The sequence below is a fragment of the Serratia sp. 22278 genome (assembly GCF_052045405.1).
In the GTDB taxonomy this organism is placed as follows: Bacteria; Pseudomonadota; Gammaproteobacteria; order Enterobacterales; family Enterobacteriaceae; genus Serratia; species Serratia marcescens.
On sequence record NZ_JBQEOW010000001.1, the window covers coordinates 583,936 to 606,401 of the forward strand.

Here is a 22,466-nt window from a genome sequence, read left to right on the forward strand (position 1 = left end):
CCCCTGGCGATCCCGAGGAGCGCGCTGACTATTTATGACTTACATTGCGTCCATTTCCACCCTTTACAGCGACGCCTGCATCACCTACGCGACGTTGTCGATAAGCTATTTCCTTCTCAGCAAGAATGCCCCTTTTTCTTATCAATCCGCTCTGTGGAAGCGCGTTGTTTTCGGCCTGCTGGCCGGGGTGGCGGTGCTGTATTTGAGCCAGGATCGGCTGGAGCTGACCGATAAGGTGCATTACAGCTTTGCGATGATCCCGATGATTTTGGTGACGTTCTTCGGCGGCGGCGTCAGCGGGCTGGTAAGCTTTCTGTTCGCTATGGCGCTGACCGGCGGCTTCACCGTCGATAACCTGTTCATCGCCTCGATCGTCGCGCCGCTGCTGCTGTCGCGGGTGTGGCTGAAGAAATCCCATCGGGTGTTTTACCTGACGATCGGCGTCATCGCGCTGTATCGCATCGTTGTGGTGTGGCTGTTGGTGGACCTGAGCGGGCTGTGGCCGGATGTGTTGCTGTACCAGGCGGCTTCGGCGCTCTGTCTGGCGATTTGTTATCATGCGCTGAATTTCAAAGAGCGCCATATCTACGCCTATTTCGCGATGCGCGCGCGCGCCACTACCGACAGCCTGACCCACATCAACAACCGCGCCAGCGTCGATTATCAGCTGATGCTGCAGCGTGCCGAGCGCCGCCCGTGTGGGCTGATGATCCTCGATTTGGATAACTTCAAAAGCATCAACGATACCTACGGTCATCCGGCCGGTGACGTGCTGCTGGCCAGCGTCGGCCGGCTGCTGCAAAACAGCGTGCGCAATGAGGACTTCGTCGGGCGCTACGGTGGCGAAGAGTTTATGGTGATCACCGCCAGCTACGATCCGCAGGTCATCGGCGGGGTGGCGGAGCGCATTCGCAGCGCGGTTGAGAGCTCGACGTTCTTGCTGAATGCGCATGACGAAGCGCACATCACGCTGTCGATCGGCGTGTCGCTGTATCTGCCGGGCATGACGCTGGACAAGGCGATCGCCATGACCGACGAGGCCTTGTATGAGGCGAAGCGCGGCGGTAAAAACCGGGTGGTGACCAGCCGCGTGATGCAGCTGGCGCCGCTGGGCGCCGGATTCCCGCGCGAATAAGCCGCCTCCGCCGCCACGGCGGGGGCGTTGGCTCAGGCCGCCAGCGTATGCTCGCGGAAGGCGTTCAGCAGCTCTTCGGTGAACGACAGGCGTTTTTGGCGATCGGCCAGATCGAGCGTGAACTTCAGCTTGCTCGGGCCGTCCAGGCGGTAAACCTGCGGATTGCCCTGCAACAGGCCGATCAGATAACCCGGATCGACGCGGTTGTTGTCGCCGAACTCGATAAAGCCGCCGCGCTCGTTGCTCTCGATGCGTTTGATCCCCAGTTTCTGCGCATGCAGGCGCAGCGCCGCGCACTGCAACAGATTGCGCGCCGCATCCGGCAGTTGACCGAAGCGGTCGATCAGCTCGACCTTCAGCTCGTCAAGCTCACCGTCGTTTTTCGCGCTGGCGATACGCTTATACAGTGACAGGCGGGTATTGACGTCGGGAATGAAATCTTCCGGCAGCAGCGCCGGCATGCGCAACTCTACCTCGGTCTGGCTGCTGGTGAGATCTTCCAGCGACGGTTCTCGGCCGTTTTTCAACGCGTCGACGGCGCTTTCCAGCAGCTCCATATAGAGCGAGAAGCCGACGGTGGTCATCTGGCCGCTCTGATCTTCTCCCAGCAGCTCACCGGCGCCGCGGATCTCCAGATCGTGGGTCGCCAGCGCGAAACCGGCGCCGAGATCTTCCAGCGACGCGATGGCCTCGAGCCGTTTATGAGCGTCGGTGCCCATGGCTTTCGGGTTTGGCGTCAGCAGATAGGCGTAAGCCTGGTGGTGCGAACGCCCGACGCGGCCGCGCAGTTGGTGCAGCTGCGCCAGGCCGAAGCGATCGGCCCGCTCGATGATGATGGTGTTGGCGCTGGGGATATCGATGCCGGTTTCGATGATAGTGGTGCACACCAGCACGTTGAAGCGCTGGTGGTGGAAATCGTTCATCACCCGCTCCAGATCGCGTTCGCGCATCTGGCCGTGGCCGATGGCGATGCGCGCTTCCGGCACCAGCTCAGCCAGGCGCTGCGCCGCTTTCTCGATGTTTTCCACGTCGTTGTAGAGGTAGTAAACCTGGCCACCGCGCAGCACTTCGCGCAGGATCGCCTCGCGCACCACCAGACTGTCGTATTCGCGCACGAAGGTCTTCACCGCCAGCCGGCGCGCCGGTGGGGTGGCGATGATCGACAGATCGCGCATGCCGCTCATCGCCATGTTCAGCGTACGCGGGATCGGCGTGGCGGTCAGCGTCAGGATATCGACGTCGGCGCGCATCGCTTTGATGCGTTCCTTGTGGCGCACGCCAAAGCGGTGCTCTTCATCGACGATCAGCAGCCCCAGGTCTTTCCAGCGCAGATCGCTCTGCAACAGCTTGTGGGTGCCGATAATGATGTCCACTTTGCCTTCGGCCGCGTCGTCCAGCACCTGCTGCTGCTCTTTGGCGCTGCGGAAACGCGACATCATCTCGATGCGGATCGGCCAGGTGGCGAAGCGATCGCGGAAGTTGTCGAAGTGCTGCTGCGCCAGCAGTGTCGTCGGCACCAGGACCGCCACCTGCTTGCCGTTTTCCACCGCCAGGAAGGCGGCGCGCATCGCCACTTCGGTTTTGCCGAAGCCGACGTCGCCGCACACCAGGCGGTCCATCGCCAGCGGCTGGCACATGTCGCTCAGCACCGCGTTGATCGCCTGTTCCTGATCCGGCGTGGTTTCGAACGGGAAGCTCTGGCAGAACAGCTGGTACTGCTCGCGGTTGTGTTTGAAGGCGAAACCGGCCTTGGCGGCGCGCTGGGCGTAGATATCCAGCAGCTCGGCCGCTACGTCGCGCACCCGCTCGGCCGCTTTCTGCCGCGCGCGCGTCCAGGCGTCGCCACCCAGTTTGTGCAGCGGAGCGTTTTCGTCCGCGCCGCCGGCGTAGCGGCTGATCAGATGCAGCGAGGACACCGGCACGTACAGCTTGTCCTCACCGGCGTAGGAGAGGATCAGGTATTCGGCCTTGATGCCGCCGGCTTCCAGCGTGGTCAGGCCGACGTAGCGGCCAACGCCGTGCTCCAGGTGCACCACCGGCTGGCCGGGATGCAGCTCCGCCAGGTTGCGGATCAGGGTATCGGTGTTAATGGTGCGCCGGTTGTCCTGCCGGCGGCGGCTGACGCGCTCGCCGAGCAGATCGCTTTCGCAGATCAGCGCCCGCTGGCGCAGGCCGTCGAGGAAGCCGTGTTCGGCGGCGCCGACCATCATGTAACGGCCTGTCGTCTCCGCCTGATCGAGACGCTGAATCAGCGCCGGCGCCAGCTTGATGCGGCCGAGCAGATCCTGCAGCGTTTCACGCCGCCCCTCGCTCTCGACGGAGAAAATCACGCTACCGTCGAAGCCTTCGATAAAGCGCCGCAAATTATCCAGTGGGGATTTATGCTGCGCCTGCACCGCCAGATCGGGCAGGGCATGGTAATCCAGATTGGTATTGCCGGCCTTGGCCGGCAGCTCATCGGTTTTCAGCGCGATGCGCGGCCAGGCCTTCAGCTCGCCGAACAGCGCATCAACGCGCAGCCACAGCGTATCCGGCGCCAGCAGCGGACGCATCGGATCGACGCGGCGGCTTTCGTAACGCTGGTTGACGTCCTGCCAGAAGCGCTCGGCGGCGCCCTCCAGATCGCCGGTATTGACGATCAGCGTATTGGCCGGCAGGTAGCTGAACAGCGACGGCAGCGGCTGGCTGAAGAACAGCGGCTGCCAGTATTCGATACCGGCGGGCCAGGCGCTTTTGCTGACCTGCTGATAGATGTGCTCGGCGTCGCGACGCACCTCAAACTGCTCGCGCCACTGGCTGCGGAACAGCTCGATGGCGTTCTTGTCGGTGGGGAACTCGTGGGCCGGCAACAGATTGATGGCCTCGACTTCGCTCAGCGTGCGCTGGGTATCGACGTCAAAGATGCGCAGACTGTCGATTTCGTCATCGAAAAAGTCGATGCGGTAAGGCTCGTCGCTACCCATCGGGTAAAGATCGAGCAGCGCGCCGCGGGTGGCGAATTCGCCATGCTCCATCACCTGATCGACGCTGCGGTAACCGGCCTGTTCCAACTGCGCGCGCAGCTTGTCGCGCGACAGGCGCTGGCCTTTCTTCATCACCAGCGCATGGCCGTGCAGGAATTCGTGCGGGCAGACGCGCTGCATCAGGGTGTTGACCGGCAGAATGATCACGCCGCGCGCCATGGTCGGCAGGTGATACAGGCTCGACAAACGATCCGAGATGATTTCCTGATGCGGCGAGAAGCTGTCGTACGGCAGGGTTTCCCAGTCGGACAGCGTGGTCACCATCTGATCGGTGAACTGCTGGATCTCGTCGCGCAGCCGCAGGGCGTTTTGCATGTCCGGCGCGATCAGCATCACCGGGCCAGGGTGGCGTTCGACGATCTCGGCGCACTCCACGGCACAGGCCGCGCCGGTCAGTTGCCCCAGTTGGCGCAGATCGCCCGCGCGATCGGGCAGAGAATAACGGGGGGATGAAGAACGGTTACGGCTATCGGAAGTGCTCATTCAGGTATCTTTAATCAATGTGTTGGATGGCGTCCCGGCACGGATAACCCAGCGCCTTTATGCTGTTTATAGTAGCCCAGCGGCCGGCAAACTGACACAGCAAAAAGCGCTGCTCATCAATTTTCTGCCGGTTATTTAACCGGTTAGTGCCGTCTGTTTTTTGCGGTTGAGGATAAATAACGCGCGAAGCTGCCGCCGTCTCTCTCTTCGCCGCCACGCAATAAAAGGCCGTCGGGTGTTCCCTAAACGAGGGAGAGCCTTTATTATCCATGATCACTTTGCTTAAGCCACGGCTATCAAACGGATTTCATGTATCAACCTGTCGCGTTATTCATTGGCCTGCGCTACATGCGCGGGCGAGCCTCAGACCGCTTCGGGCGGTTTGTGTCCTGGCTTTCCACCATCGGCATTACGCTGGGGGTGATGGCGTTGGTCACCGTGCTGTCGGTGATGAACGGATTCGAAAAGGATCTGGAAAACAACATTCTCGGCCTGATGCCGCAGGCGTTGGTCACCAGTCCGCAAGGATCGATCAACCCGCAGCAGCTGCCAGCCTCCGAGGTGCAGAAGCTGCAGGGCGTCACGCGCGTCGCGCCGCTGACCACCGGTGACGTGGTGCTGCAAAGCGCCCGCAGCGTGGCGGTCGGGGTGATGCTCGGCGTCAATCCCGACGAGGCCGATCCGCTGACCCCGTATCTGGTCAACGTCAAGCAGCAGCAACTGCAGCCGGGCCAATACAACATCATCATCGGCGAACAGCTGGCGGGGCAACTGGGCGTCAAGCGCGGCGATTCGCTGCGCGTGATGGTGCCGAGCGCCAGCCAGTTCACGCCGATGGGCCGCATTCCCAGCCAGCGCCTGTTCACTCTCATCGGCACCTTCCACGCCAACAGCGAGGTGGACGGCTATCAGCTGCTGGTCAACCAACAGGACGCTTCGCGCCTGATGCGCTACCCGGCCGGCAACATCACCGGCTGGCGCCTGTTCCTGCAACAGCCGCTGACGGTCGATACCCTCAGCCAACAGGCGCTGCCGGCGGGCACTGTCTGGAAAGACTGGCGCGATCGCAAGGGCGAGCTGTTCCAGGCGGTGCGTATGGAGAAGAACATGATGGGGCTGCTGCTCAGCCTGATCGTGGCGGTGGCGGCGTTTAACATCATTACGTCGCTCGGCCTGCTGGTGATGGAGAAGCAGGGCGAGGTCGCCATTCTGCAGACCCAGGGGCTGACCCGCCGCCAGATTATGTCGGTGTTCATGGTGCAAGGCGCCAGCGCCGGCATTATCGGTTCGCTGCTCGGCACGCTGCTCGGCGTGCTGCTGGCCACCAACCTGAATAACCTGATGCCGATCCTCGGCGCCTTGATCGACGGCGCTTCGCTGCCGGTGGCGGTCGATCCGCTGCAGGTGACGATCATCGCCGTGGTGGCGATGGCGGTTTCCCTGTTGTCCACGCTCTATCCTTCATGGCGCGCTGCCGCCGTACAACCCGCTGAGGCTTTACGTTATGAGTAACCATCTTTTGCTGCAGTGTGACAACCTGTGCAAGACCTATCAGGAAGGCAACCTGCACACCGACGTGCTGCGCAATGTCAGCTTTGCCATGCAGCAGGGCGAGATGATGGCGATCGTCGGCAGCTCGGGTTCCGGCAAGAGCACCCTGTTGCACCTGCTGGGCGGGCTGGACTCGCCGACCTCCGGCGAGGTGATCTTCAAGGGCGAATCGCTGAACGCCATGTCTTCGGCGGCCAAGGCCGAGCTGCGCAACCGCCAGCTGGGTTTCATCTATCAGTTCCACCATCTGTTGCCGGACTTCACCGCGTTGGAAAACGCCGCCATGCCGCTCTTGATCGGCGGCGCCAAGCCGGCGCAGGCGCAGGAGAAAGCGCGGGAGATGCTGGCGGCGGTCGGGCTGGAAAAGCGCAGCAAACACCGCCCGTCCGAGCTTTCCGGCGGCGAGCGTCAGCGCGTGGCGATCGCCCGCGCGCTGGTCAACAACCCGGCGCTGGTGCTGGCGGACGAACCGACCGGTAACCTGGATAAACGCACTGCAGACAGCATCTTCGATCTGCTGGGCGAGCTGAACGTGCGCCAGGGCACCGCGTTCCTGGTGGTGACGCACGATCTGCAGCTGGCCAAGCGCCTGAGCCGCCAGCTGGAAATGGCCGACGGCCACCTGCAGGCGCAGCTGACCCTGATGGGGGCCGAGTAATGGCGGGAGCCTCACTGTCCTTCCTGACGGCCCTGCGTTTTAGCCGCGGCCGTAAACGCGGCGGCATGGTGTCGCTGATCTCGGTCATCTCCACCATCGGCATCGCGCTGGGGGTGGCGGTGCTGATCGTCGGCCTGAGCGCGATGAACGGCTTTGAGCGCGAGCTCAAGAACCGCATTCTGGCGGTGGTGCCGCACGGCGAGCTCGAACCGGTCAATCAGCCGTTCAGCGGCTGGCCGTCGATTCTGCAGCGGGTGGAAAAGGTGCCGGGCATCTTGGCCGCCGCGCCGTACATTAACTTTACCGGCCTGATGGAAAACGGCGCGCAGCTGCGCGCGGTGGAAGTCAAAGGCGTGGATCCGCAGCAGGAGAGCCGACTGAGCGCGCTGCCGCAGTATGTGCAGGGCGACGCCTGGGCCAACTTCAAGCCCGGCGAGCAGCAGGTGATCCTCGGCAAGGGCGTGGCCGACGCGCTGGGCGTCAAGCAGGGCGCCTATGTCACGGTGATGATCCCCAACAGCGACCCGGAAATGAAGCTGCTGCAGCCGAAGCGCATTCGCCTGCACGTGACCGGCATTTTGCAGCTCAGCGGCCAGCTCGATCACAGCCTGGCGCTGGTGCCGCTGGCCGATGCGCAGCAGTATCTCGACATGGGTGACAGCGTCACGGGCATCGCGCTCAAGATGAACGACGTGTTCGCCGCCAACAAGCTGGTGCGCGACGCCGGCGAAGTGACCAACGCTTACATCTACATCAAGAGCTGGATCGGCAAGTACGGCTACATGTACCGCGACATCCAGATGATCCGCGCCATCATGTACCTGGCGATGGTGCTGGTGATCGGCGTGGCCTGCTTCAACATCGTCTCCACGTTGGTGATGGCGGTGAAAGACAAAAGCGCCGACATCGCGGTGCTGCGCACCCTGGGCGCCAAAGACGGCTTTATCCGCGCCATCTTCATCTGGTACGGGCTGCTGGCCGGGCTGCTGGGCAGCCTGAGCGGCGTGGTGATCGGGGTGATCGCCTCGCTGCAGCTGACCAACATCATCCGGGGCGTCGAGAAACTGGTCGGTCACTCCTTCCTGTCGGGCGATATTTACTTCATCGACTTCCTGCCTTCCGAGCTGCACTGGCTGGATGTGCTGATCGTGCTGGCGACCGCCATCGTGCTGAGCCTGTTGGCCAGTTGGTATCCGGCGAGGCGCGCCAGCCGCATCGATCCGGCGCGGGTGCTGAGCGGACAATAAAACCGACGGGGAGGCAGCGATGCCGCCCCGTTTTTTTAGCCTGGGGATGGGTTATGTACTACGGTTTCGATATGGGCGGCACCAAGATTGAGCTGGGGGTGTTCGACGACAACCTGCAGCGCATTTGGCAAAAGCGGGTGCCGACGCCGCGTGAAGATTACCGGCAGCTGCTGGCCACGCTGTGCGATCTGACCCTTGAGGCGGATGCGTTTTGCGGCCGGCGCGGCAGCGTCGGCATCGGTATTCCGGGCCTGCCCAACGACGATGACGGCACGTTGTTTACCGCCAACGTGCCGGCGGCGATGGGGCGGCCGCTGCCGCGCGATCTGGCGGCGCTGATCGGGCGCGAGGTGCGCGTCGATAACGACGCCAACTGCTTTGCGCTGTCGGAAGCCTGGGACGACGAGTTCCGCCGCTACCCGACGGTGCTGGGCATCATTCTCGGCACCGGCGTGGGCGGCGGCCTGATCGTCGGCGGCAAGACGGTGCCCGGGCGCAACTATATCGCCGGCGAGTTCGGCCATTTGCGCCTGCCGGTGGACGCGCTCGAGGTGCTGGGGCGTGATGTGCCTCGCGTTGCCTGCGGGTGCGGCCATCAGGGTTGCATTGAAAATTACATATCGGGCCGCGGTTTCGAATGGATGTACGCCCATTTCTATGACCGGCGCTTGCCTGCCACCGAGATCATTGCGCATTATCAGGCGGGCGAGCCGCAGGCGGTGGCTCACGTCGACCGCTTTATGGACGTGTTGGCGATCTGCCTGGGCAACCTGCTGACGGTGCTGGATCCGCACCTGGTGGTGATCGGCGGCGGGCTGTCGAACTTCGACGCCATTTACCAGGCGTTGCCGCAGCGGCTGCCGGCGCACCTGCTGCGGGTGGCCCGGCTGCCGCGCATCGAGAAGGCGCGCTATGGCGACGCCGGCGGCGTGCGCGGCGCGGCGTTCCTCAATTTGGCTCGCCCAACGTAATGGGCGTTGAGGCAAGGCGTGAATGTATGCAGCCAACAACGCCGCAATGTCCAGTAAGAAGGGTAAACAGGGAAAAGTAAGGAGAGAGTTAATGCACACTCGCCATCGGCTGTGTCAGTTTCGCAAGAGTAAGCATGTGCTGCATCAGCGCTTTCGTTCACGCATTTTTCACCGTGACACCATGGCGGCGGCCGAGCTGAAAAAGCCGTTTGTGGTGGTGTTGACCGGGGCCGGCATTTCGGCCGAGTCGGGCATTCGCACCTTCCGCGCCGCGGATGGGCTGTGGGAAGAGCACCGGGTGGAGGACGTCGCCACGCCGGAAGGTTTCCAGCGCGATCCGGCGCTGGTGCAGGCGTTTTACAACGAACGCCGGCGTCAGCTGCAGACGGAGGAGATCGTCCCGAACGCCGCGCACCGCGCGCTGGCGGATCTGGAAGAGTGGCTGGGGGACAACTTCCTGCTGGTCACGCAAAACATTGATAACCTGCATGAGCGCGCCGGCAGCAAGCGGGTGCTGCACATGCACGGCGAACTGCTGAAGGTGCGTTGCACCCAGTCGGGGCAGGTGTTCGAATGGCCCGGCGATCTCAGCGTTGACGATCGTTGCCATTGCTGCCAGTTCCCGGCGCCGCTGCGGCCACACGTGGTGTGGTTCGGCGAGATGCCGCTGGGCATGGACGACATCTACCAGGCGCTGAGCAAGGCCGATTTCTTCGTCGCCATCGGCACTTCCGGCCACGTCTATCCGGCGGCCGGGTTCGTGCATGAGGCGCGGCTGGGCGGCGCCTACGCGATGGAGTTGAACCTGGAGCCGAGCCAGGTAGAGAGCCAGTTCGATGAGAAACACTACGGTCTGGCCAGCGAAGTGGTGCCGCGTTTTGTGCACAAGTTCCTGGTGGGCAAGGTGGCGCGGGCCGACAGGCCCTGAGAAAGGCATCAGGGCGCACTGCGCGCCCTGATGGGATGGCGGGGCGTATTAGCGCCCGGCTTTCAGCTTTTGGAAGTAGCTTTCGTACAGCGTGCTGGCGTCGCCGACGTCGTTTTGCCACTCGCCGTGCTCAATCACCGTCTTATCCGGGTAGAGTGACTTGTCGTTGGCGATCTCCGGCGACAGCAGCTTCTTCGCCGCCAGGTTCGGCGTCGGGTAACCGATGGTTTCCGCCACCTGCACCGCGATTTCCGGCCGCAGCAGGAAGTCGATCAGTTTCAGCGCCCCTTCGACGTTGCGCGCGTTGGCCGGAATGGCCAGGCTGTCCATCCAGAAGATCCCGCCTTCCTTCGGCCAGACGATCTCCAGCGGCGTGCCGGCCTGGCGCGCCACAAAGGCCGAACCGTTCCACACCATGCCAACGTTGACTTCCCCTTCCATAAACGGGTTGCCCGGGTTGTCGGAGTTGAAGGCCAGCACGTTCGGCATCAATTTCTGCAGTTCGTGGTAGGCGGCTTCGATCTCTTTCGGGTCAGTGGTGTTGCCGGAATAACCCAGCTTGAGCAGCGCCATCTGGAACACTTCGCGCGCGTCGTCGGTCAGCAGCAGGCGGCCTTTGTACTGCGGTTGCCACAGATCGGCCCAGGAGGTGACGGTGGACGGATCCTGCGCGTCGCTGTTGACGCCGATGGCGGTAGCGCCCCAGATGTAAGGAATGGAGTAGTCGTTGTTGGGATCGAACGGCTTGTTCAGCAGGGTGGGATCGAGATCCTTGAAGTGGCTGAGCTTGCTCTTGTCGATTTTTTGCAGCATGCCTTCCTTGCTCATCTTGGCGATGAAGTAGGTGGAAGGCACCACCAGATCGTACGCGCCGTCCTTGTAGGTCTTCAGCTTGGCGTACATGCTTTCGTTGGATTCATAGGTGGAATAGATCACCTTGATGCCGGTTTCTTTGGTGAACTGCTCCAGCAGCCCCGGCGGGACGTATTCAGTCCAGTTATAGAAATACAGCGTTTTGCCGTCAGAGGCGTTTGCAGAGCAGAAACTCAGCGCCATCATCCCGGCTGCGAGCAGATGTGACCACTTTTTCATGCAGCGTATCCTTCAGCAGTAGTGAGCCGAACCCGTATGGGCTGCCGTTTTCGGCCGCGCCATACCCCAGAAAGGGGCCATTATAGGGGCCGGGGCGGGGTGGGTAAAGGCGGTTATCCCGCTGGCAAATCAAGGGGTTCGGCGGCTTAAAGCGCATCACAATTTGTGTGTCTCGCGCTGGACAGGCGGTGAAGCGCGTGCGAAACAATAATTTTGGCGAATAAACGAGGGCGGCAATGAATTTCAAACAGGTCTTCAGCCAGGCGGAGCTTAGCAAGACGGATCTGACGATTTTGCACTGCATTCTCGACAACCCGGACGCCTGCATCGACGACGGCATCCGCGCGGTGTCCGCGCGCTGCTACAGTTCCCCCTCGACGCTGGTGCGGCTGGCTAAAAAGCTGGGCTTTCGCGGCTATCTCGAACTGGTCTATTTCATCAAATTCAACCTGACGATGGCGCCGGCCTACCAGGCGGAACGCCCTACGTCGGCGGCACCGCCGGCCCAGCAGGCGCAGTTTCTCGATCTGCTCGACAGCGGCAAGATCCTGATCCACGGCAGCGGTTTTTCGCAGCTGGTGGCGCAGTATATGTACAACAAGTTTATGACGCTGGGCGTAGACAGTTACCTGTCGCTGTGGCCGGATTTCGATATTCTTGACCGTGAGACGCGCTTTCGCTTCGACATGGTGATCGTGATTTCAAAGTCGGGCAACAGCGGCTCGGCGCTGAGCTGGGGCGAGGCGGTGAAGCGTAACCGCATTCTGCTGGCGGCCTTCTGCGGCGACGGCGACAGCCCGCTGGCGCAGCAGGCCGACATGACCTTTCTGTTTGAGGACCGGCAAAAATACGATCACGATATCTACTATCCCAACCCGTTTTTCGGCCACTGTCTGTTGGGATTCGAGAATGTGATCACCGCCTGGTTTGAACGACGCGGCCGTTGACGGCCGCGCCGTTTAGCGCCAGTGCCCGGCATACGCGCGGTGGGCCTGCAGGTACTCCTCCACCAGCGTTTTCGCCAGCGAGTAGGAGTTGACCAGCGGGTGCACCATCAGCGCTTTGATGGCCAGTTGGCGGTTGCCGGTCAGGATCGCCGCCACCGCCAGCCGTTCGTACTCTTTCACCTGCGAAATCAGGTTTTTCTGGGTGTCGGGAATATCGCGCATTTTGACCGGCTGAATGCCGGCGCTGCTCAATTCGCAGCTGATTTCGATCACGTCATCCGGGTGCAGAAAATCGAGCGTGTCGCGGTTTTGCATCGACACCACCACGCGTTTTTGCCGGCCGCTGTTGACCGCCTCCAGAATGTCGATCGCCACCCCGGCATAGCCGCCGCTGTCCGGCTGCTCGATAAACTGTTGCAGCGTCAGCATCTCGCGCGTTTTCACCTTGCCCTGGTTGGACTCGCGCTGCATGTAGGAGTTTTCGCGCTGCAGATAATGGCTGAAATAGACAGAGAAGGCGTGTTCCAACTGGTGGGGGATGTCCAGCTCGCCTAACTCTGACAGCATTTGGCGGTTGATCGCCGCGATTTGTTCGCCGCGGGTCTCGCCGCCCGCGACGATGGCGGCGATCGCCTGCTCACGATAGTAGTAATAATAGAGATACTCGTTGAGCATCAAATTGTCCGACAGCGCCACCAACTCTGGCGAGAAGTATTTCATGCAGGTATCACGATACAGGCGCGGATCCGCCAGCAACCGTTCCGTGACCGGTTCGCCGTTGACGCGCGCATTGCGGAACCAGGAAAGATGGTTGAGGCCGAAGCAGTCGACGCTCAGTTGGTCTTCGCGGCAGCCCAGCAGCTCGGCCAGTTCGCGGATAAACTCGCTGGGGGCGTCGCAGATGCCATAGACCCGGCGCTGGAAGCCGGATTTGATGATCGCCTCGGTCACCATGCCGGAAGGATTGGTGAAGTTGAACAGGACCGCGTCCGGTGAGGAAACCTGTTCGATCAGGCGGCAATAGTCGAGGATCGCCGGAATCGAACGCATCGCCATGGCGAAGCCGCCGGCGCCGGTGGTTTCTTGCCCGAGCAACTGGTGATTGAGTGCGATGCGCTCGTCATGGATGCGGCCTTCCTCGCCGCCGATGCGCAGGGTGGTGATGATGTAGTCGGCGCCTTGCAGCGCCTGGCGCGGATCGCTGCTGAGGCTGAAAGCAATGTCGCCGCGAATGCGCTGGAATACGCCCTGCGCGAGGGCGCCGTAGATCGCCAGATGGCGCTCATCGGTATCCATAAACACCACTTCGGTAATGCCGATGCGATGGGCGTTATAGGCGATGGATTTGGCGAGGAACGGGGAACGCACGCCGCCGCCGCCGAGAACGGTTAATTTCATTCGATATCTCCCATTAATAAAGCGTTAGAGTGTCGCTAAATATTTTTCTACCTGATTTTTGACCTTGCCGACCGTGACGCCGTAAATTACCTGCACTTCACGGCGATTCTTCACTACGCCTTTGGCGCCGGTGCTTTTTAACGCGGCTTCATCCACCCGCGTCATATCCTTTAATTCCACCCGCAGTCGGGTAAAACAGTTATCGACGGAAATAATGTTTTCCTTGCCTCCCAGCGCGCGAATAATGATGCCGCTCGGCTCGTCCGGGGTATTTTTGCGGTTCCGGTAATCCTTTTTGGAATAGAGTCTGACGTCCTGATCATCTTCACGACCCGGCGTCTTCAGATTGAGCTTCAGCACCAGCGTTTTGAACACCAGGTAATACACCGCAAACTGCACCAGGCCGATGACCACGTACAGCGGCCAGCGGGTGAGGGAAACCGGCAGCGGCAGGTTATAGGCCAGGAACTCGACCAGCCCGCTGGCGCCCCAGGGGCGCACCTGGAACAGGTTGCAGACCACCTGCGACAGCGCGGTCAACACGGCGTGGATCACCCACAGCAGCGGAGAGATAAACAGGAAGGTGAACTCTATCGGCTCGGTGATGCCGACCAGGATCGAGGTGGTGATGGCCGGGATTAGAATCGCCTTGGCCAGCATTTTCTTTTCCGGCTTGGCGGTGTGATAGAAAGCCAATGCCGCGCCCGACAGGCCGAAGATGGTCACCATCCCTTGCTGCGAGAAGCGCAGCGCCTCGTTCATCAGCGGCGAGATGCTTGGGTCGCGCATGTAGGCCAGGAAAATCGCCTGCGAACCGGAGACGGTCTGGCCGTCCTGCACGATCGAACCGCCGATGCTGGTGAGCTGGAACGGCGACCAGATAAAGTGGTGCAGCCCGGTGGGGATCAGGAATTTCTCAAAGAAGCCGTAGACGAATACCCCGAGCGAGCCGGCGCTTTTCATAAAGCCGGTCAGCGCGATCAGGCCCTGTGAAATCGCCGGCCATAGGTAGCTGAAGGCGACGGCGTACAGCATGATGATCGGCGTCATGGCAATCAGCACCAGCTTGGCGCCGCCGTAGACCGAGAACACGCCGTTGAGTTCGACGTTGCACAGGCGGTTATGCACCCAGGCGATGGTGACGCCGAGGATAAGACCGAGGAAAATGCCCATATCCACCACGGTAAAACCCAGCAACTCCGTCTGCCCGGTCCCATAATACTCACCGTTGATCTTGGCCGCGACGTGGCCGCTGAATTGCAGATAAGAAGAATTGGCGCCGAGGAACATGATAAAGCACATCACCGCGACCAGCGCCGCTTCGCTTTTCTTGTCTTTGGCCAGGCCGTAGGTAATACCGATACAGAAAATCAGCCCGAGATTGCCGAATAACGGCCAGAAGGTATCGCCGATCATTTTACCGATAGAGAAGATGGCGGAATGTTCATTGATTAATGTGGCATTGGTGAGAATAGAACTGAGCGCCAGAATCAGACCGATTACCGGCAGGAAAAATATCGGCCCCATCATGGCTTTGGAGAAAAGCTGCAGCTTATTTAAGATATTATCGATAATACCTTTCATGGCATTTCCTTTTTATATTTTAATGGATGACGACGTTGCTGAATAAACTCCCTGGAAGCGAGAAAAAATAAGGCACCTTGCCTGGATTCAGTTATAGGGGGAAGTTTTCGCCGCTGCAATCGGCGGGGCGGAAATAGGCACCGATGGTCAGAGAGTGACAACCGGTGCCGGTTGTGAAGGGGATCACAACCGGGCGCAGCGGCGCCCGGCGGGAAGGATTATTCTGCCTTGGGCGCGCGATCGCGCATCACCCACTGGCTGGCGATCACCAGCACCAGCGACAGCAGCAGCAAAATGGTGGCCAGCGCATTGACCTCCGGCGAGACGCCGACTTTCACCATCGAGTAGATCTTCAGCGGCAAAATCTCGTAGCTCGGCCCGGTGACGAAGGAGGAGACCACCACGTCGTCCATCGACAGGGTGAAGCTCAGCAGCCAACCGGCCGCCACCGCCGGCATCGCCAGCGGCAGGATAATTTTGCGCAGGATGGTGAACTCGCTTGCGCCGAGATCGCGCGCGGCTTCCAGCATCTTCACGTCGAAGCCTTTCAGGCGCGCGTAGACGGTCACCACCACGAACGGCAGGCAGAAGGTGATGTGCGAGAACAGCAACGACCAGAAGCCGAGCGAAATGCCCAGCAACATGAACAGCACCAGCAGCGAGATGGCCATCACGATGTCCGGCGACATCATCACCACAAACAGCATGCCGCCGACGAACGGTTTGCCGCGGAAGCGGTAGCGGTACAGCGCCACCGCGGTCAGCGAGCCGATCAGCGTGGCGAAGGTGGCGGAGAGCACCGCCATGGTCAGCGAGTGGCCCGCGGCCTGCAGCAGGCTGTCGTTATTCAGCAGCGTGCTGTACCACTTGGCGGTAAACCCTTGCCAGTTGATGCCGAAGCGCGAGGCGTTGAAGGAGTTGACGATCAGGATGACGATCGGGATATACAGATAGGCGTATACCAGCGTCATAAAGCCGCCGCGCAGCAGACGTCCGATCATGCCAGATCCTCCTTCTTGTTCAGCAGGCGTGCGGCCCGGTAATAGACCAGCAGCAACAGCCCCATCACCAGCGTCAGGCAGATGCTGGTGGCCGCGCCGAACGGCCAGTCGCGGATATTGAGGAACTGGCTTTTAATCACGTTGCCGATCAGCAGGTTTTTGGCGCCGCCCATCAGATCGGCGACGAAGAACAGCCCCATCGCCGGCAGCACCACCAGCAGGCAGCCGGCGATAATGCCCGGCATGGTCAGCGGCACGATGATGCGGATAAAGGTCTGCAGCTTGCTGGCGCCGAGATCGCGCGCCGCCTCCAGGCAGGATTTATCGAGCTTTTCGATGCTGGAGTAGAGCGGCATCACCATAAACGGCAGCAGGATATACACCAGGCCGAGGACGACCGCTTCCGAGGTGTACATGATGCGCAGCGGCTTGTCGATGACGCCGATCCACAGCAGCGCGTCGTTGAGATAGCCGCGGGTGCTGAGAAACAGCTTCAGGCCGTAGATGCGGATCAGCGAGTTGGTCCAGAAGGGCACGATCAGCAGAAACAGCAGCAGCGGCCTCATCTTCTGCGGCAAGCGCGCCAGGATAAAGGCGAACGGATAGCCGATCGCCAGGCAGCACAGGGTGGCGATCAGCGCCATGTTCAGCGAGTGCAGCAGCACCTGGGCATACAGCGGATCGAACAAACGCCGGTAGTTATCCAGCGTGAACACCATCTGCACCAGGTTGGCGTCGTCGCGGGTCAGGAAGCTGGCACCGATGATCATCAGGTTCGGCATGAACACGAACAGCAGCAGCCAGGCGACGACGCCGACGATCACCACATTCTGAAAGACTTTACGCGATTTCTTCATCGGCCAGCACCACCTCCCAGCTTTCGACCCAGGTCACCGCCATCTTCTGATTGAGCGAGTGATCGACGTCCGGATCGTCTTCGTTGAAGAACTCGCTGACCATCACCGTTTTGCCATTCTCCAGCTCGACCACCGACTCCAGCGTCATGCCTTTGTAGTTGCGCTCGCGCACGTACCCGATCAACCCGTCGTGCTGCGCGCTGTCGTTCACTTCTTCCACCCGCAGATCTTCCGGGCGCAGCAGCACCTTCAGCTTTTGGCCCGGCTCCACCGGCAGATCGGCGTAGATGTCGCACTCGCGGCCCTCGACGTTGGCGCGCACCCGCTGCGGATCGAGACGTTGCAAAACCACCGCGTCGAAGATGTTGATCTCGCCGATGAAGCTGGCGACGAACAGGTTCTTCGGCTCTTCGTAGATCTCACGCGGCGTGCCGTCCTGCTCGATGCGGCCTTCGCGCATCACCACGATGCGATCCGACATGGTCAGCGCTTCTTCCTGATCGTGGGTGACGAACACGAAGGTGATGCCCAGTTTGCGCTGCAGCGCTTTCAGTTCGTTCTGCATCTGCTTGCGCAGCTTGTAGTCCAGCGCCGACAGCGATTCGTCCAGCAGCAGCACCTTCGGTTTGTTGACCACCGCGCGGGCGATGGCCACGCGCTGCTGTTGGCCGCCGGAGAGCTGCCCCGGCCGCCGCTTGGCGAACGCATCCAGTTGCACCATGCGCAGCGCCTCTTCCACGCGCGGCGTCAGTTCCGCCGCCGGCACCTTTTGCATGCGCAGGCCGAAGGCGACGTTGTCGAACACCGACATGTGCGGAAACAGGGCGTAGCTTTGAAACACGGTGTTGACGTGGCGATGTTCGGCCGGAATGGCGGTGATGTCCTGGCCGTCGAGCACGATGCGGCCCAAATCGGCGTCTTCCAGACCGGCGATCAGGCGCAGCACCGTGGTTTTGCCACAACCGGAGGGGCCGAGAATGGTGAGGAATTCGCCGTGGTTAATCGTCAGATCCAGATCGGCAATGATGGTTTTGCCATCGAACGCTTTGCTCAGGGCATGCAGTTCAACAAGGGGAGTCGGAGAGGATGTCTCAGTCATTTATCGTATTACTCTATCCCGTGGGCTAATGCAGATAGAACCGCAACTGGAAAAGACTGCCGGAGCTTGCGGGAATGCCCGCGATTCAAAAGAAGCTCAAACCAGTTACGCCAATGGAAATTTTTCGAGCGCGCATGATAGACGCTGAATGCCGGAATTGAAAGCCGATCCGGCCCAGATGCCGCGTTTTTCATCATGATAGCGACAAATGACCCTGTGATGACAGCATTATTCCCCTCAGAAATCATCACAAAGATTAATGATATTGGCGAATTCTGGTTAAAAATGACCTGACGCAATATTTGATCCTGATCGGTTCCGCATAATGAAACGCGATATTCTGAGGGGCCGCTACCATGGACAAATTACTTGACCGCTTTTTCAACTACGTCTCTTTCGACACCCAGTCCAAAGCGAACGTAAAGCATGTGCCGAGCACCGACGGGCAGTTGAAGCTGGCGCGTGCATTGCAGCAGGAAATGATCGCGCTCGGCTTCGAGCGGGTGTCGCTCAGCGAACACGGCTGCGTGATGGGCACCTGGCCGGGTAACGTCGCCTGGCCGGTGCCGGCGGTCGGTTTCATCGCCCATCTGGATACTTCGCCGGATTTCAGCGGTAAACACGTCAATCCGCAGATCGTCGAGAACTATCGCGGCGGCGACATTGCGCTCGGCATCGGTGATGAAGTGCTGTCGCCGGTGATGTTCCCGATCCTGCACCAGATGCTGGGGCAGACGCTGATCACCACCGACGGCAAAACGCTGCTGGGCGCCGACGACAAGGCGGGCATCGCCGAGATCCTCACCGCCATGGTGCGCCTGCGCGCGCGCAAGATCCCGCACGGCGACATCCGCGTGGCCTTCACTCCGGACGAGGAGGTGGGCAAGGGGGCGCAGCTGTTCGACGTGGCGGCCTTCAATGCGGAATGGGCCTACACGGTGGACGGCGGCGGCGTCGGCGAGCTGGAGTGCGAAAACTTCAACGCCGCCTCGGTGACGATCAAAATCCTCGGCAACAGCGTACACCCCGGCAGCGCCAAGGGAGTGATGGTCAACGCGCTGTCGCTGGCGACCCGCATTCATCAGGCGCTGCCGGCGGACGAAGCGCCGGAGACCACCGAAGGCTACCAGGGCTTTTATCATCTCAGCAGCATCAAGGGCAGCGTGGAGCGCGCCGAAATGCACTACATTCTGCGCGACTTCGAGCGCGAAGGGTTCGAGGCGCGCAAACGCAAAATGGTGGACATCGCCCGTGAGGTCGGCAAAGGCTTGCCGCGCGATTGCTATATCGAAGTGAGCATCGAAGACAGTTATTACAACATGCGCGAACAGGTGGCGGAGCACCCGCACGTGATTGCGCTGGCGCAGCAGGCGATGCGCGACTGCGACATCGAACCGGTGATGAAGCCGATCCGCGGCGGCACCGACGGCGCGCAGCTGTCGTTCCGCGGCCTGCCGTGCCCGAACCTGTTCACCGGCGGCTACAACTACCACGGCAAGCACGAATTCGTGACGCTGGAGGGCATGGAGCAAGCGGTGGCGGTAATTATGCGCATCGCGGCGCTGGCCGCCGAGCGGGCGCGGTAAACGCCTTCGTTCCCCGGCCGGCTTGCGCCGGCCCGCATTCCCTTTTCTGATCCACCCGGCGGGGCTCCGTGTACTCGCCGTTCTCTTATCGTTCCCTGCCTCATTGTTGTCCCCTTCATCATACAACCCGTGGTGAGGGGATCCCGTTATCCGCAGAGATAAATTGTTGGTTATGCATACAGGACACATACTGCTTCGCTTGAAGACTATAGAATAAATGAAAAGGAACAGGCGCTTTATACAGATGGGGCCCTACAAGCCGCATATGAACAGGCGCTGAAAGATGCTATGGGAGGAAAGAAATAATGCCTTTAAAAGATATCGTTAAAAATGAAAGTGTAGAAGATGTACTAACTTTTTTGGGGCCGACCTCTGATTACCGTAAATTGGATCGGCTATATACCTATAATCGCTTTGATGCAATTTCCAGCGGGGAGCTCTCTTCTACTTACGATGCATTATTCCAAAAAGGGGTGCTTCAGGATCAAAATGGAAAAGTAGTGAAAGGCCCCAATTGGAAAGAGCCGAAATTCGTAGCCGAGAAAAAATACGGTATCGAATAGCTATAGTTATGGTCTGATTAGTGCATTTTTAACCCCCAGCAAACGAAAGTTTGTTGGGGGTTTTCTTTTGGTGATGTACCGGGCAGAACGAAACTAATAAACCTAGTACCGACCGGGTCGGCACCGGCATTAGGCAGCCGGACAGCATCGTGGTCACCACCTTCCCGGCGGATGTGGTGCAGGATCTGCAAGACTTTATCCTGTGGCAGCCGGATGCGCTGGAAACCGGAGTTGAAGCTGTCTATGTGATGGTGAGCAAGCCCTATGGTGAAACCAACGCCAGGGGCAAATACAGCGGTCGTGAATACAACACCAATAAAGCTGGAGGCCCCATCCAGAATCTGGATTGGAAAGGGGCCAGCATCGACCGTGCCGGCGTGGATAAAGTGAAACTGCATACTGGGCGTTTTACAGAGTCAGACGCTAACAAAGTGATGATCGACCGCCTGGAAAAGATCCTGAAGGGAGAACTGCACCCCACCGATACTGACAGGCGATTTTATACACATGAGATCAGAGAATTGGAGCGTTATCGCAATTTGGGTATTAGAGATGGCTCGGTGCCAGATAATCAAGGGGAAGTGTGGAATAATACGCATACTGCGACGTTGGAAGATTATCAATTAGGCAACAGCGAGGCTTTGCTCTATACGCAGGAGGCTTTAGACGCTGCTGAACAACAAGAGTTGAGGATGCTAAAATGATTGATTTAGAGCGCTTGGCAAAAGAAGAAAAAATTTCTGACGTCATTGCCTTTTTGGTGAGAAATGAGGATGGGTTTGGTTATCCCCAAATGGATCGATTCTTTAGTCGCCATAATTTTACAGTAATTGGGAATGGTGAATTCAGGCGGGTGCTCGAACAGTTACGTCAGAATGGCGTTATTGAATGGGGTGACAAAATGCTTGTTAAAAAAGGTCCCAATTGGAAAGAGCCGAAATTCGTAACTGAGAAAAAATACGGTATCGAATAGCCGTGGTTATGGTCTGATTCGTGCTTCTTTAACCCCCGGCAAACGAAATTTTGTTGGGGGTTTCTTTTTTGGCTGGTGGGGGCGCCATAACGCGAGCCTTTATGCCGGGTGGCTAAAGTAGCGGCCCTCGCTTTTTTGTCGCCTGGGTTAACGTGCGGATACTGTAGGTAAAACGGGACGCTTGCGATCGGCATAATCGCTTGCCGCAACAAGGCGTTGCTCATAGTGTGGAAGCCTATTCCCCACGCATAAGGACCGCATGATGAGCACCGAATACCGTATCGCCAGCCCACATTTGGCGCAGTTCGTTCAGGCGATTTGGCGCCAGGCCGGCAGCACGGCACGCGAAGCCGAGCTGGTGGCCGATCATCTGGTGCAGGCCAATCTGGCCGGGCACGACTCGCACGGCGTCGGCATGATCCCCAGTTACATGGCATCGTTGGCGCAGGGGCAATTGCAGCTTAATCAACATGCCGAGGTGGTGCGCGACGCCGGCGCGGTGCTGACGCTCGACGGCGCGCGCGGCTTCGGTCAGGTGGTGGCCAGCGAAGCGATGGCGCTGGGCATTGAACGCGCCGGCAAGCTGGGCCTGGCGGCGGTGGCGCTGCACAACGCGCACCATATCGGCCGCATCGGCCATTGGGCGGAGCAGTGCGCCCGCGCCGGTTTTATCTCGATTCACTTCGTTAACGTGGTGGGCGATCCGATGGTGGCGCCGTTCGGCGGCAGCGATCGCCGCTTCGGCACCAACCCGTTCTGCGCCATTTTCCCGCGGCCGGGCCGCACGCCGCTGCTGTTGGATTTCGCCACCAGCGGCATCGCCTTCGGCAAGACTCGGGTGGCCTATAACAAAGGCTTGTCGGTGGTGGCGGGCTATCTGATCGACGAACACGGGCAACCCACCACCGAACCGAAGGTGATGCACGAAGCGCCGTTCGGGTCATTGTTGCCGTTCGGTTTGCACAAAGGCTATGCGCTGGCGGCGATGTGCGAGATCCTCGGCGGCGCGCTCTCCGGCGGCCGCACCACCCACGACGCCACGCTGAAAGCCGACAGCGACGCCATCTTCAACTGCATGACGACCCTGATCCTCGATCCTCAGGCCTTCGACGCCCCGCAAATGCAGGCCGAGGCCGAAGCGTTCATCGGCTGGGTGAAGGCGTCGCCGCCGAGCGGCGAACAGCCGATCGCGGTGCCGGGAGAATGGGAGGAGGCCAAACGCGCGGCGCGGCTGGAGCAGGGCATACCGATAGACGCCACTACCTGGCGGCAGATTTGCGCGGCGGCGGAGCAGGCGGGCATGGCGGATGAAGCGCTGGCCAGTTTTCGCGCGCAGGCGCGGCAGGCATAAAAAAGCCACCCGGCAGGGT

General features: G+C 60.3%; 20 protein-coding genes and 1 pseudogene. 12 read left to right on the top strand and 9 right to left on the bottom strand.

The annotated features are described in order from the left end of the window. The first annotated feature begins 34 nt into the window (after nucleotides 1-34). Entirely contained in the window at nucleotides 35-1,135 is a 1,101-nt protein-coding gene (locus ACTJJ6_RS02950) for a GGDEF domain-containing protein (RefSeq protein WP_049300658.1), read from the top strand. A gap of 32 nt (nucleotides 1,136-1,167) precedes the next feature. Here ACTJJ6_RS02950 and mfd read toward each other — a convergent pair whose 3' ends face one another. Continuing rightward, nucleotides 1,168-4,641, bottom strand: coding sequence for a transcription-repair coupling factor (gene mfd / locus ACTJJ6_RS02955; protein WP_049300657.1), 3,474 nt, complete (start codon nucleotides 4,639-4,641; stop codon nucleotides 1,168-1,170). A 10-nt stretch (nucleotides 4,642-4,651) separates the two neighbouring features. Beyond that, nucleotides 4,652-4,912: a hypothetical protein gene (locus tag ACTJJ6_RS02960; RefSeq protein ID WP_115435891.1), complete on the bottom strand. Its 261-nt coding sequence runs from the start codon at nucleotides 4,910-4,912 to the stop codon at nucleotides 4,652-4,654. 38 nt (nucleotides 4,913-4,950) lie between these two features. On the opposite strand from ACTJJ6_RS02960, the gene lolC reads away from it, so the two are divergent. From lolC to cobB, 5 genes are all read left to right on the top strand, one after another. After that, nucleotides 4,951-6,153, top strand: coding sequence for a lipoprotein-releasing ABC transporter permease subunit LolC (lolC, locus tag ACTJJ6_RS02965; RefSeq protein ID WP_049300656.1), 1,203 nt, complete (start codon nucleotides 4,951-4,953; stop codon nucleotides 6,151-6,153). Further along, on the top strand, nucleotides 6,146-6,850 hold the full coding sequence (gene lolD / locus ACTJJ6_RS02970) for a lipoprotein-releasing ABC transporter ATP-binding protein LolD (RefSeq protein WP_004941120.1): 705 nt from the start codon (nucleotides 6,146-6,148) through the stop codon (nucleotides 6,848-6,850). Before lolC ends, lolD begins: the two co-directional genes overlap by 8 nt. Next, nucleotides 6,850-8,097, top strand: coding sequence for a lipoprotein-releasing ABC transporter permease subunit LolE (gene lolE, locus ACTJJ6_RS02975; protein ID WP_049300655.1), 1,248 nt, complete (start codon nucleotides 6,850-6,852; stop codon nucleotides 8,095-8,097). The genes lolD and lolE overlap by 1 nt, the downstream gene beginning before the upstream one ends. A 53-nt stretch (nucleotides 8,098-8,150) precedes the next feature. Continuing rightward, nucleotides 8,151-9,068 (top strand): N-acetylglucosamine kinase, encoded by a 918-nt coding sequence (gene nagK / locus ACTJJ6_RS02980; RefSeq protein WP_016928087.1) that lies wholly within the window; start codon nucleotides 8,151-8,153, stop codon nucleotides 9,066-9,068. Between the two features lie 91 nt (nucleotides 9,069-9,159). Further along, a complete protein-coding gene (gene cobB, locus ACTJJ6_RS02985) occupies nucleotides 9,160-9,996 on the top strand; it encodes a Sir2 family NAD+-dependent deacetylase (protein ID WP_016928086.1) in 837 nt (278 codons plus the stop codon). A 48-nt stretch (nucleotides 9,997-10,044) separates the two neighbouring features. Here the strand turns inward: cobB and potD are convergent, their stop codons facing one another. Beyond that, entirely contained in the window at nucleotides 10,045-11,088 is a 1,044-nt protein-coding gene (gene potD / locus ACTJJ6_RS02990; RefSeq protein WP_016928085.1) for a spermidine/putrescine ABC transporter substrate-binding protein PotD, read from the bottom strand. Between the two features lie 236 nt (nucleotides 11,089-11,324). On the opposite strand from potD, the gene ACTJJ6_RS02995 reads away from it, so the two are divergent. Then, a complete protein-coding gene (locus ACTJJ6_RS02995) occupies nucleotides 11,325-12,035 on the top strand; it encodes a MurR/RpiR family transcriptional regulator (protein ID WP_016928084.1) in 711 nt (236 codons plus the stop codon). A gap of 12 nt (nucleotides 12,036-12,047) precedes the next feature. Here the strand turns inward: ACTJJ6_RS02995 and ACTJJ6_RS03000 are convergent, their stop codons facing one another. The 6 genes from ACTJJ6_RS03000 to ACTJJ6_RS03025 form a co-directional block, all read right to left on the bottom strand. Continuing rightward, complete coding sequence (locus ACTJJ6_RS03000) at nucleotides 12,048-13,433, bottom strand: family 4 glycosyl hydrolase (protein WP_048323015.1); 1,386 nt, start codon at nucleotides 13,431-13,433, stop codon at nucleotides 12,048-12,050. A gap of 24 nt (nucleotides 13,434-13,457) precedes the next feature. Next, on the bottom strand, nucleotides 13,458-15,017 hold the full coding sequence (locus ACTJJ6_RS03005) for a PTS transporter subunit EIIC (RefSeq protein ID WP_440802027.1): 1,560 nt from the start codon (nucleotides 15,015-15,017) through the stop codon (nucleotides 13,458-13,460). A 218-nt stretch (nucleotides 15,018-15,235) separates the two neighbouring features. Next, nucleotides 15,236-16,018 carry a spermidine/putrescine ABC transporter permease PotC gene (potC, locus tag ACTJJ6_RS03010; RefSeq protein ID WP_033640617.1) on the bottom strand — a complete coding sequence of 261 codons (783 nt, stop codon included), beginning with the start codon at nucleotides 16,016-16,018 and terminating at the stop codon, nucleotides 15,236-15,238. Beyond that, entirely contained in the window at nucleotides 16,015-16,875 is an 861-nt protein-coding gene (potB, locus tag ACTJJ6_RS03015; protein ID WP_337055373.1) for a spermidine/putrescine ABC transporter permease PotB, read from the bottom strand. The genes potC and potB overlap by 4 nt, the downstream gene beginning before the upstream one ends. Continuing rightward, nucleotides 16,859-17,974 carry a spermidine/putrescine ABC transporter ATP-binding protein PotA gene (potA, locus tag ACTJJ6_RS03020; protein WP_016928080.1) on the bottom strand — a complete coding sequence of 372 codons (1,116 nt, stop codon included), beginning with the start codon at nucleotides 17,972-17,974 and terminating at the stop codon, nucleotides 16,859-16,861. The genes potB and potA overlap by 17 nt, the downstream gene beginning before the upstream one ends. An 8-nt stretch (nucleotides 17,975-17,982) precedes the next feature. Continuing rightward, complete coding sequence (locus tag ACTJJ6_RS03025) at nucleotides 17,983-18,273, bottom strand: hypothetical protein (RefSeq protein WP_126502237.1); 291 nt, start codon at nucleotides 18,271-18,273, stop codon at nucleotides 17,983-17,985. 57 nt (nucleotides 18,274-18,330) lie between these two features. Between ACTJJ6_RS03025 and pepT the strand changes: the two genes are divergently transcribed. The 5 genes and pseudogenes from pepT (at nucleotide 18,331) to ACTJJ6_RS03050 (ending at nucleotide 22,447) form a co-directional block, all read left to right on the top strand. Further along, on the top strand, nucleotides 18,331-19,560 hold the full coding sequence (gene pepT, locus ACTJJ6_RS03030; RefSeq protein WP_004941154.1) for a peptidase T: 1,230 nt from the start codon (nucleotides 18,331-18,333) through the stop codon (nucleotides 19,558-19,560). A 305-nt stretch (nucleotides 19,561-19,865) separates the two neighbouring features. Then, nucleotides 19,866-20,123 (top strand): hypothetical protein, encoded by a 258-nt coding sequence (locus ACTJJ6_RS03035; protein ID WP_049300652.1) that lies wholly within the window; start codon nucleotides 19,866-19,868, stop codon nucleotides 20,121-20,123. A gap of 98 nt (nucleotides 20,124-20,221) precedes the next feature. After that, a pseudogene (locus ACTJJ6_RS03040) lies at nucleotides 20,222-20,827 on the top strand (S-type pyocin domain-containing protein); the annotation flags it as partial. Continuing rightward, nucleotides 20,824-21,096, top strand: a complete 273-nt coding sequence (locus ACTJJ6_RS03045) for a hypothetical protein (protein ID WP_435981187.1) — start codon at nucleotides 20,824-20,826, stop codon at nucleotides 21,094-21,096. The pseudogene ACTJJ6_RS03040 and the gene ACTJJ6_RS03045, both read left to right, overlap by 4 nt. A 262-nt stretch (nucleotides 21,097-21,358) precedes the next feature. Next, nucleotides 21,359-22,447, top strand: a complete 1,089-nt coding sequence (locus ACTJJ6_RS03050; protein ID WP_440802074.1) for a malate/lactate/ureidoglycolate dehydrogenase — start codon at nucleotides 21,359-21,361, stop codon at nucleotides 22,445-22,447. Nucleotides 22,448-22,466: the final 19 nt, after the last annotated feature.

Excerpts from the sequence above, each read along its gene's own strand:
- ACTJJ6_RS02950 (WP_049300658.1), top strand. The coding sequence starts at position 35 with ATGACTTACATTGCGTCCATTTCCACCCTTTACAGCGACGCCTGCATC.
- mfd (WP_049300657.1), bottom strand. The coding sequence starts at position 4,641 with ATGAGCACTTCCGATAGCCGTAACCGTTCTTCATCCCCCCGTTATTCT.
- ACTJJ6_RS02960 (WP_115435891.1), bottom strand. The coding sequence starts at position 4,912 with ATGGATAATAAAGGCTCTCCCTCGTTTAGGGAACACCCGACGGCCTTT.
- lolC (WP_049300656.1), top strand. The coding sequence starts at position 4,951 with ATGTATCAACCTGTCGCGTTATTCATTGGCCTGCGCTACATGCGCGGG.
- lolD (WP_004941120.1), top strand. The coding sequence starts at position 6,146 with ATGAGTAACCATCTTTTGCTGCAGTGTGACAACCTGTGCAAGACCTAT.
- lolE (WP_049300655.1), top strand. The coding sequence starts at position 6,850 with ATGGCGGGAGCCTCACTGTCCTTCCTGACGGCCCTGCGTTTTAGCCGC.
- nagK (WP_016928087.1), top strand. The coding sequence starts at position 8,151 with ATGTACTACGGTTTCGATATGGGCGGCACCAAGATTGAGCTGGGGGTG.
- cobB (WP_016928086.1), top strand. The coding sequence starts at position 9,160 with ATGCACACTCGCCATCGGCTGTGTCAGTTTCGCAAGAGTAAGCATGTG.
- potD (WP_016928085.1), bottom strand. The coding sequence starts at position 11,088 with ATGAAAAAGTGGTCACATCTGCTCGCAGCCGGGATGATGGCGCTGAGT.
- ACTJJ6_RS02995 (WP_016928084.1), top strand. The coding sequence starts at position 11,325 with ATGAATTTCAAACAGGTCTTCAGCCAGGCGGAGCTTAGCAAGACGGAT.
- ACTJJ6_RS03000 (WP_048323015.1), bottom strand. The coding sequence starts at position 13,433 with ATGAAATTAACCGTTCTCGGCGGCGGCGGCGTGCGTTCCCCGTTCCTC.
- ACTJJ6_RS03005 (WP_440802027.1), bottom strand. The coding sequence starts at position 15,017 with ATGAAAGGTATTATCGATAATATCTTAAATAAGCTGCAGCTTTTCTCC.
- potC (WP_033640617.1), bottom strand. The coding sequence starts at position 16,018 with ATGATCGGACGTCTGCTGCGCGGCGGCTTTATGACGCTGGTATACGCC.
- potB (WP_337055373.1), bottom strand. The coding sequence starts at position 16,875 with ATGAAGAAATCGCGTAAAGTCTTTCAGAATGTGGTGATCGTCGGCGTC.
- potA (WP_016928080.1), bottom strand. The coding sequence starts at position 17,974 with ATGACTGAGACATCCTCTCCGACTCCCCTTGTTGAACTGCATGCCCTG.
- pepT (WP_004941154.1), top strand. The coding sequence starts at position 18,331 with ATGGACAAATTACTTGACCGCTTTTTCAACTACGTCTCTTTCGACACC.
- ACTJJ6_RS03035 (WP_049300652.1), top strand. The coding sequence starts at position 19,866 with ATGCCTTTAAAAGATATCGTTAAAAATGAAAGTGTAGAAGATGTACTA.
- ACTJJ6_RS03045 (WP_435981187.1), top strand. The coding sequence starts at position 20,824 with ATGATTGATTTAGAGCGCTTGGCAAAAGAAGAAAAAATTTCTGACGTC.
- ACTJJ6_RS03050 (WP_440802074.1), top strand. The coding sequence starts at position 21,359 with ATGAGCACCGAATACCGTATCGCCAGCCCACATTTGGCGCAGTTCGTT.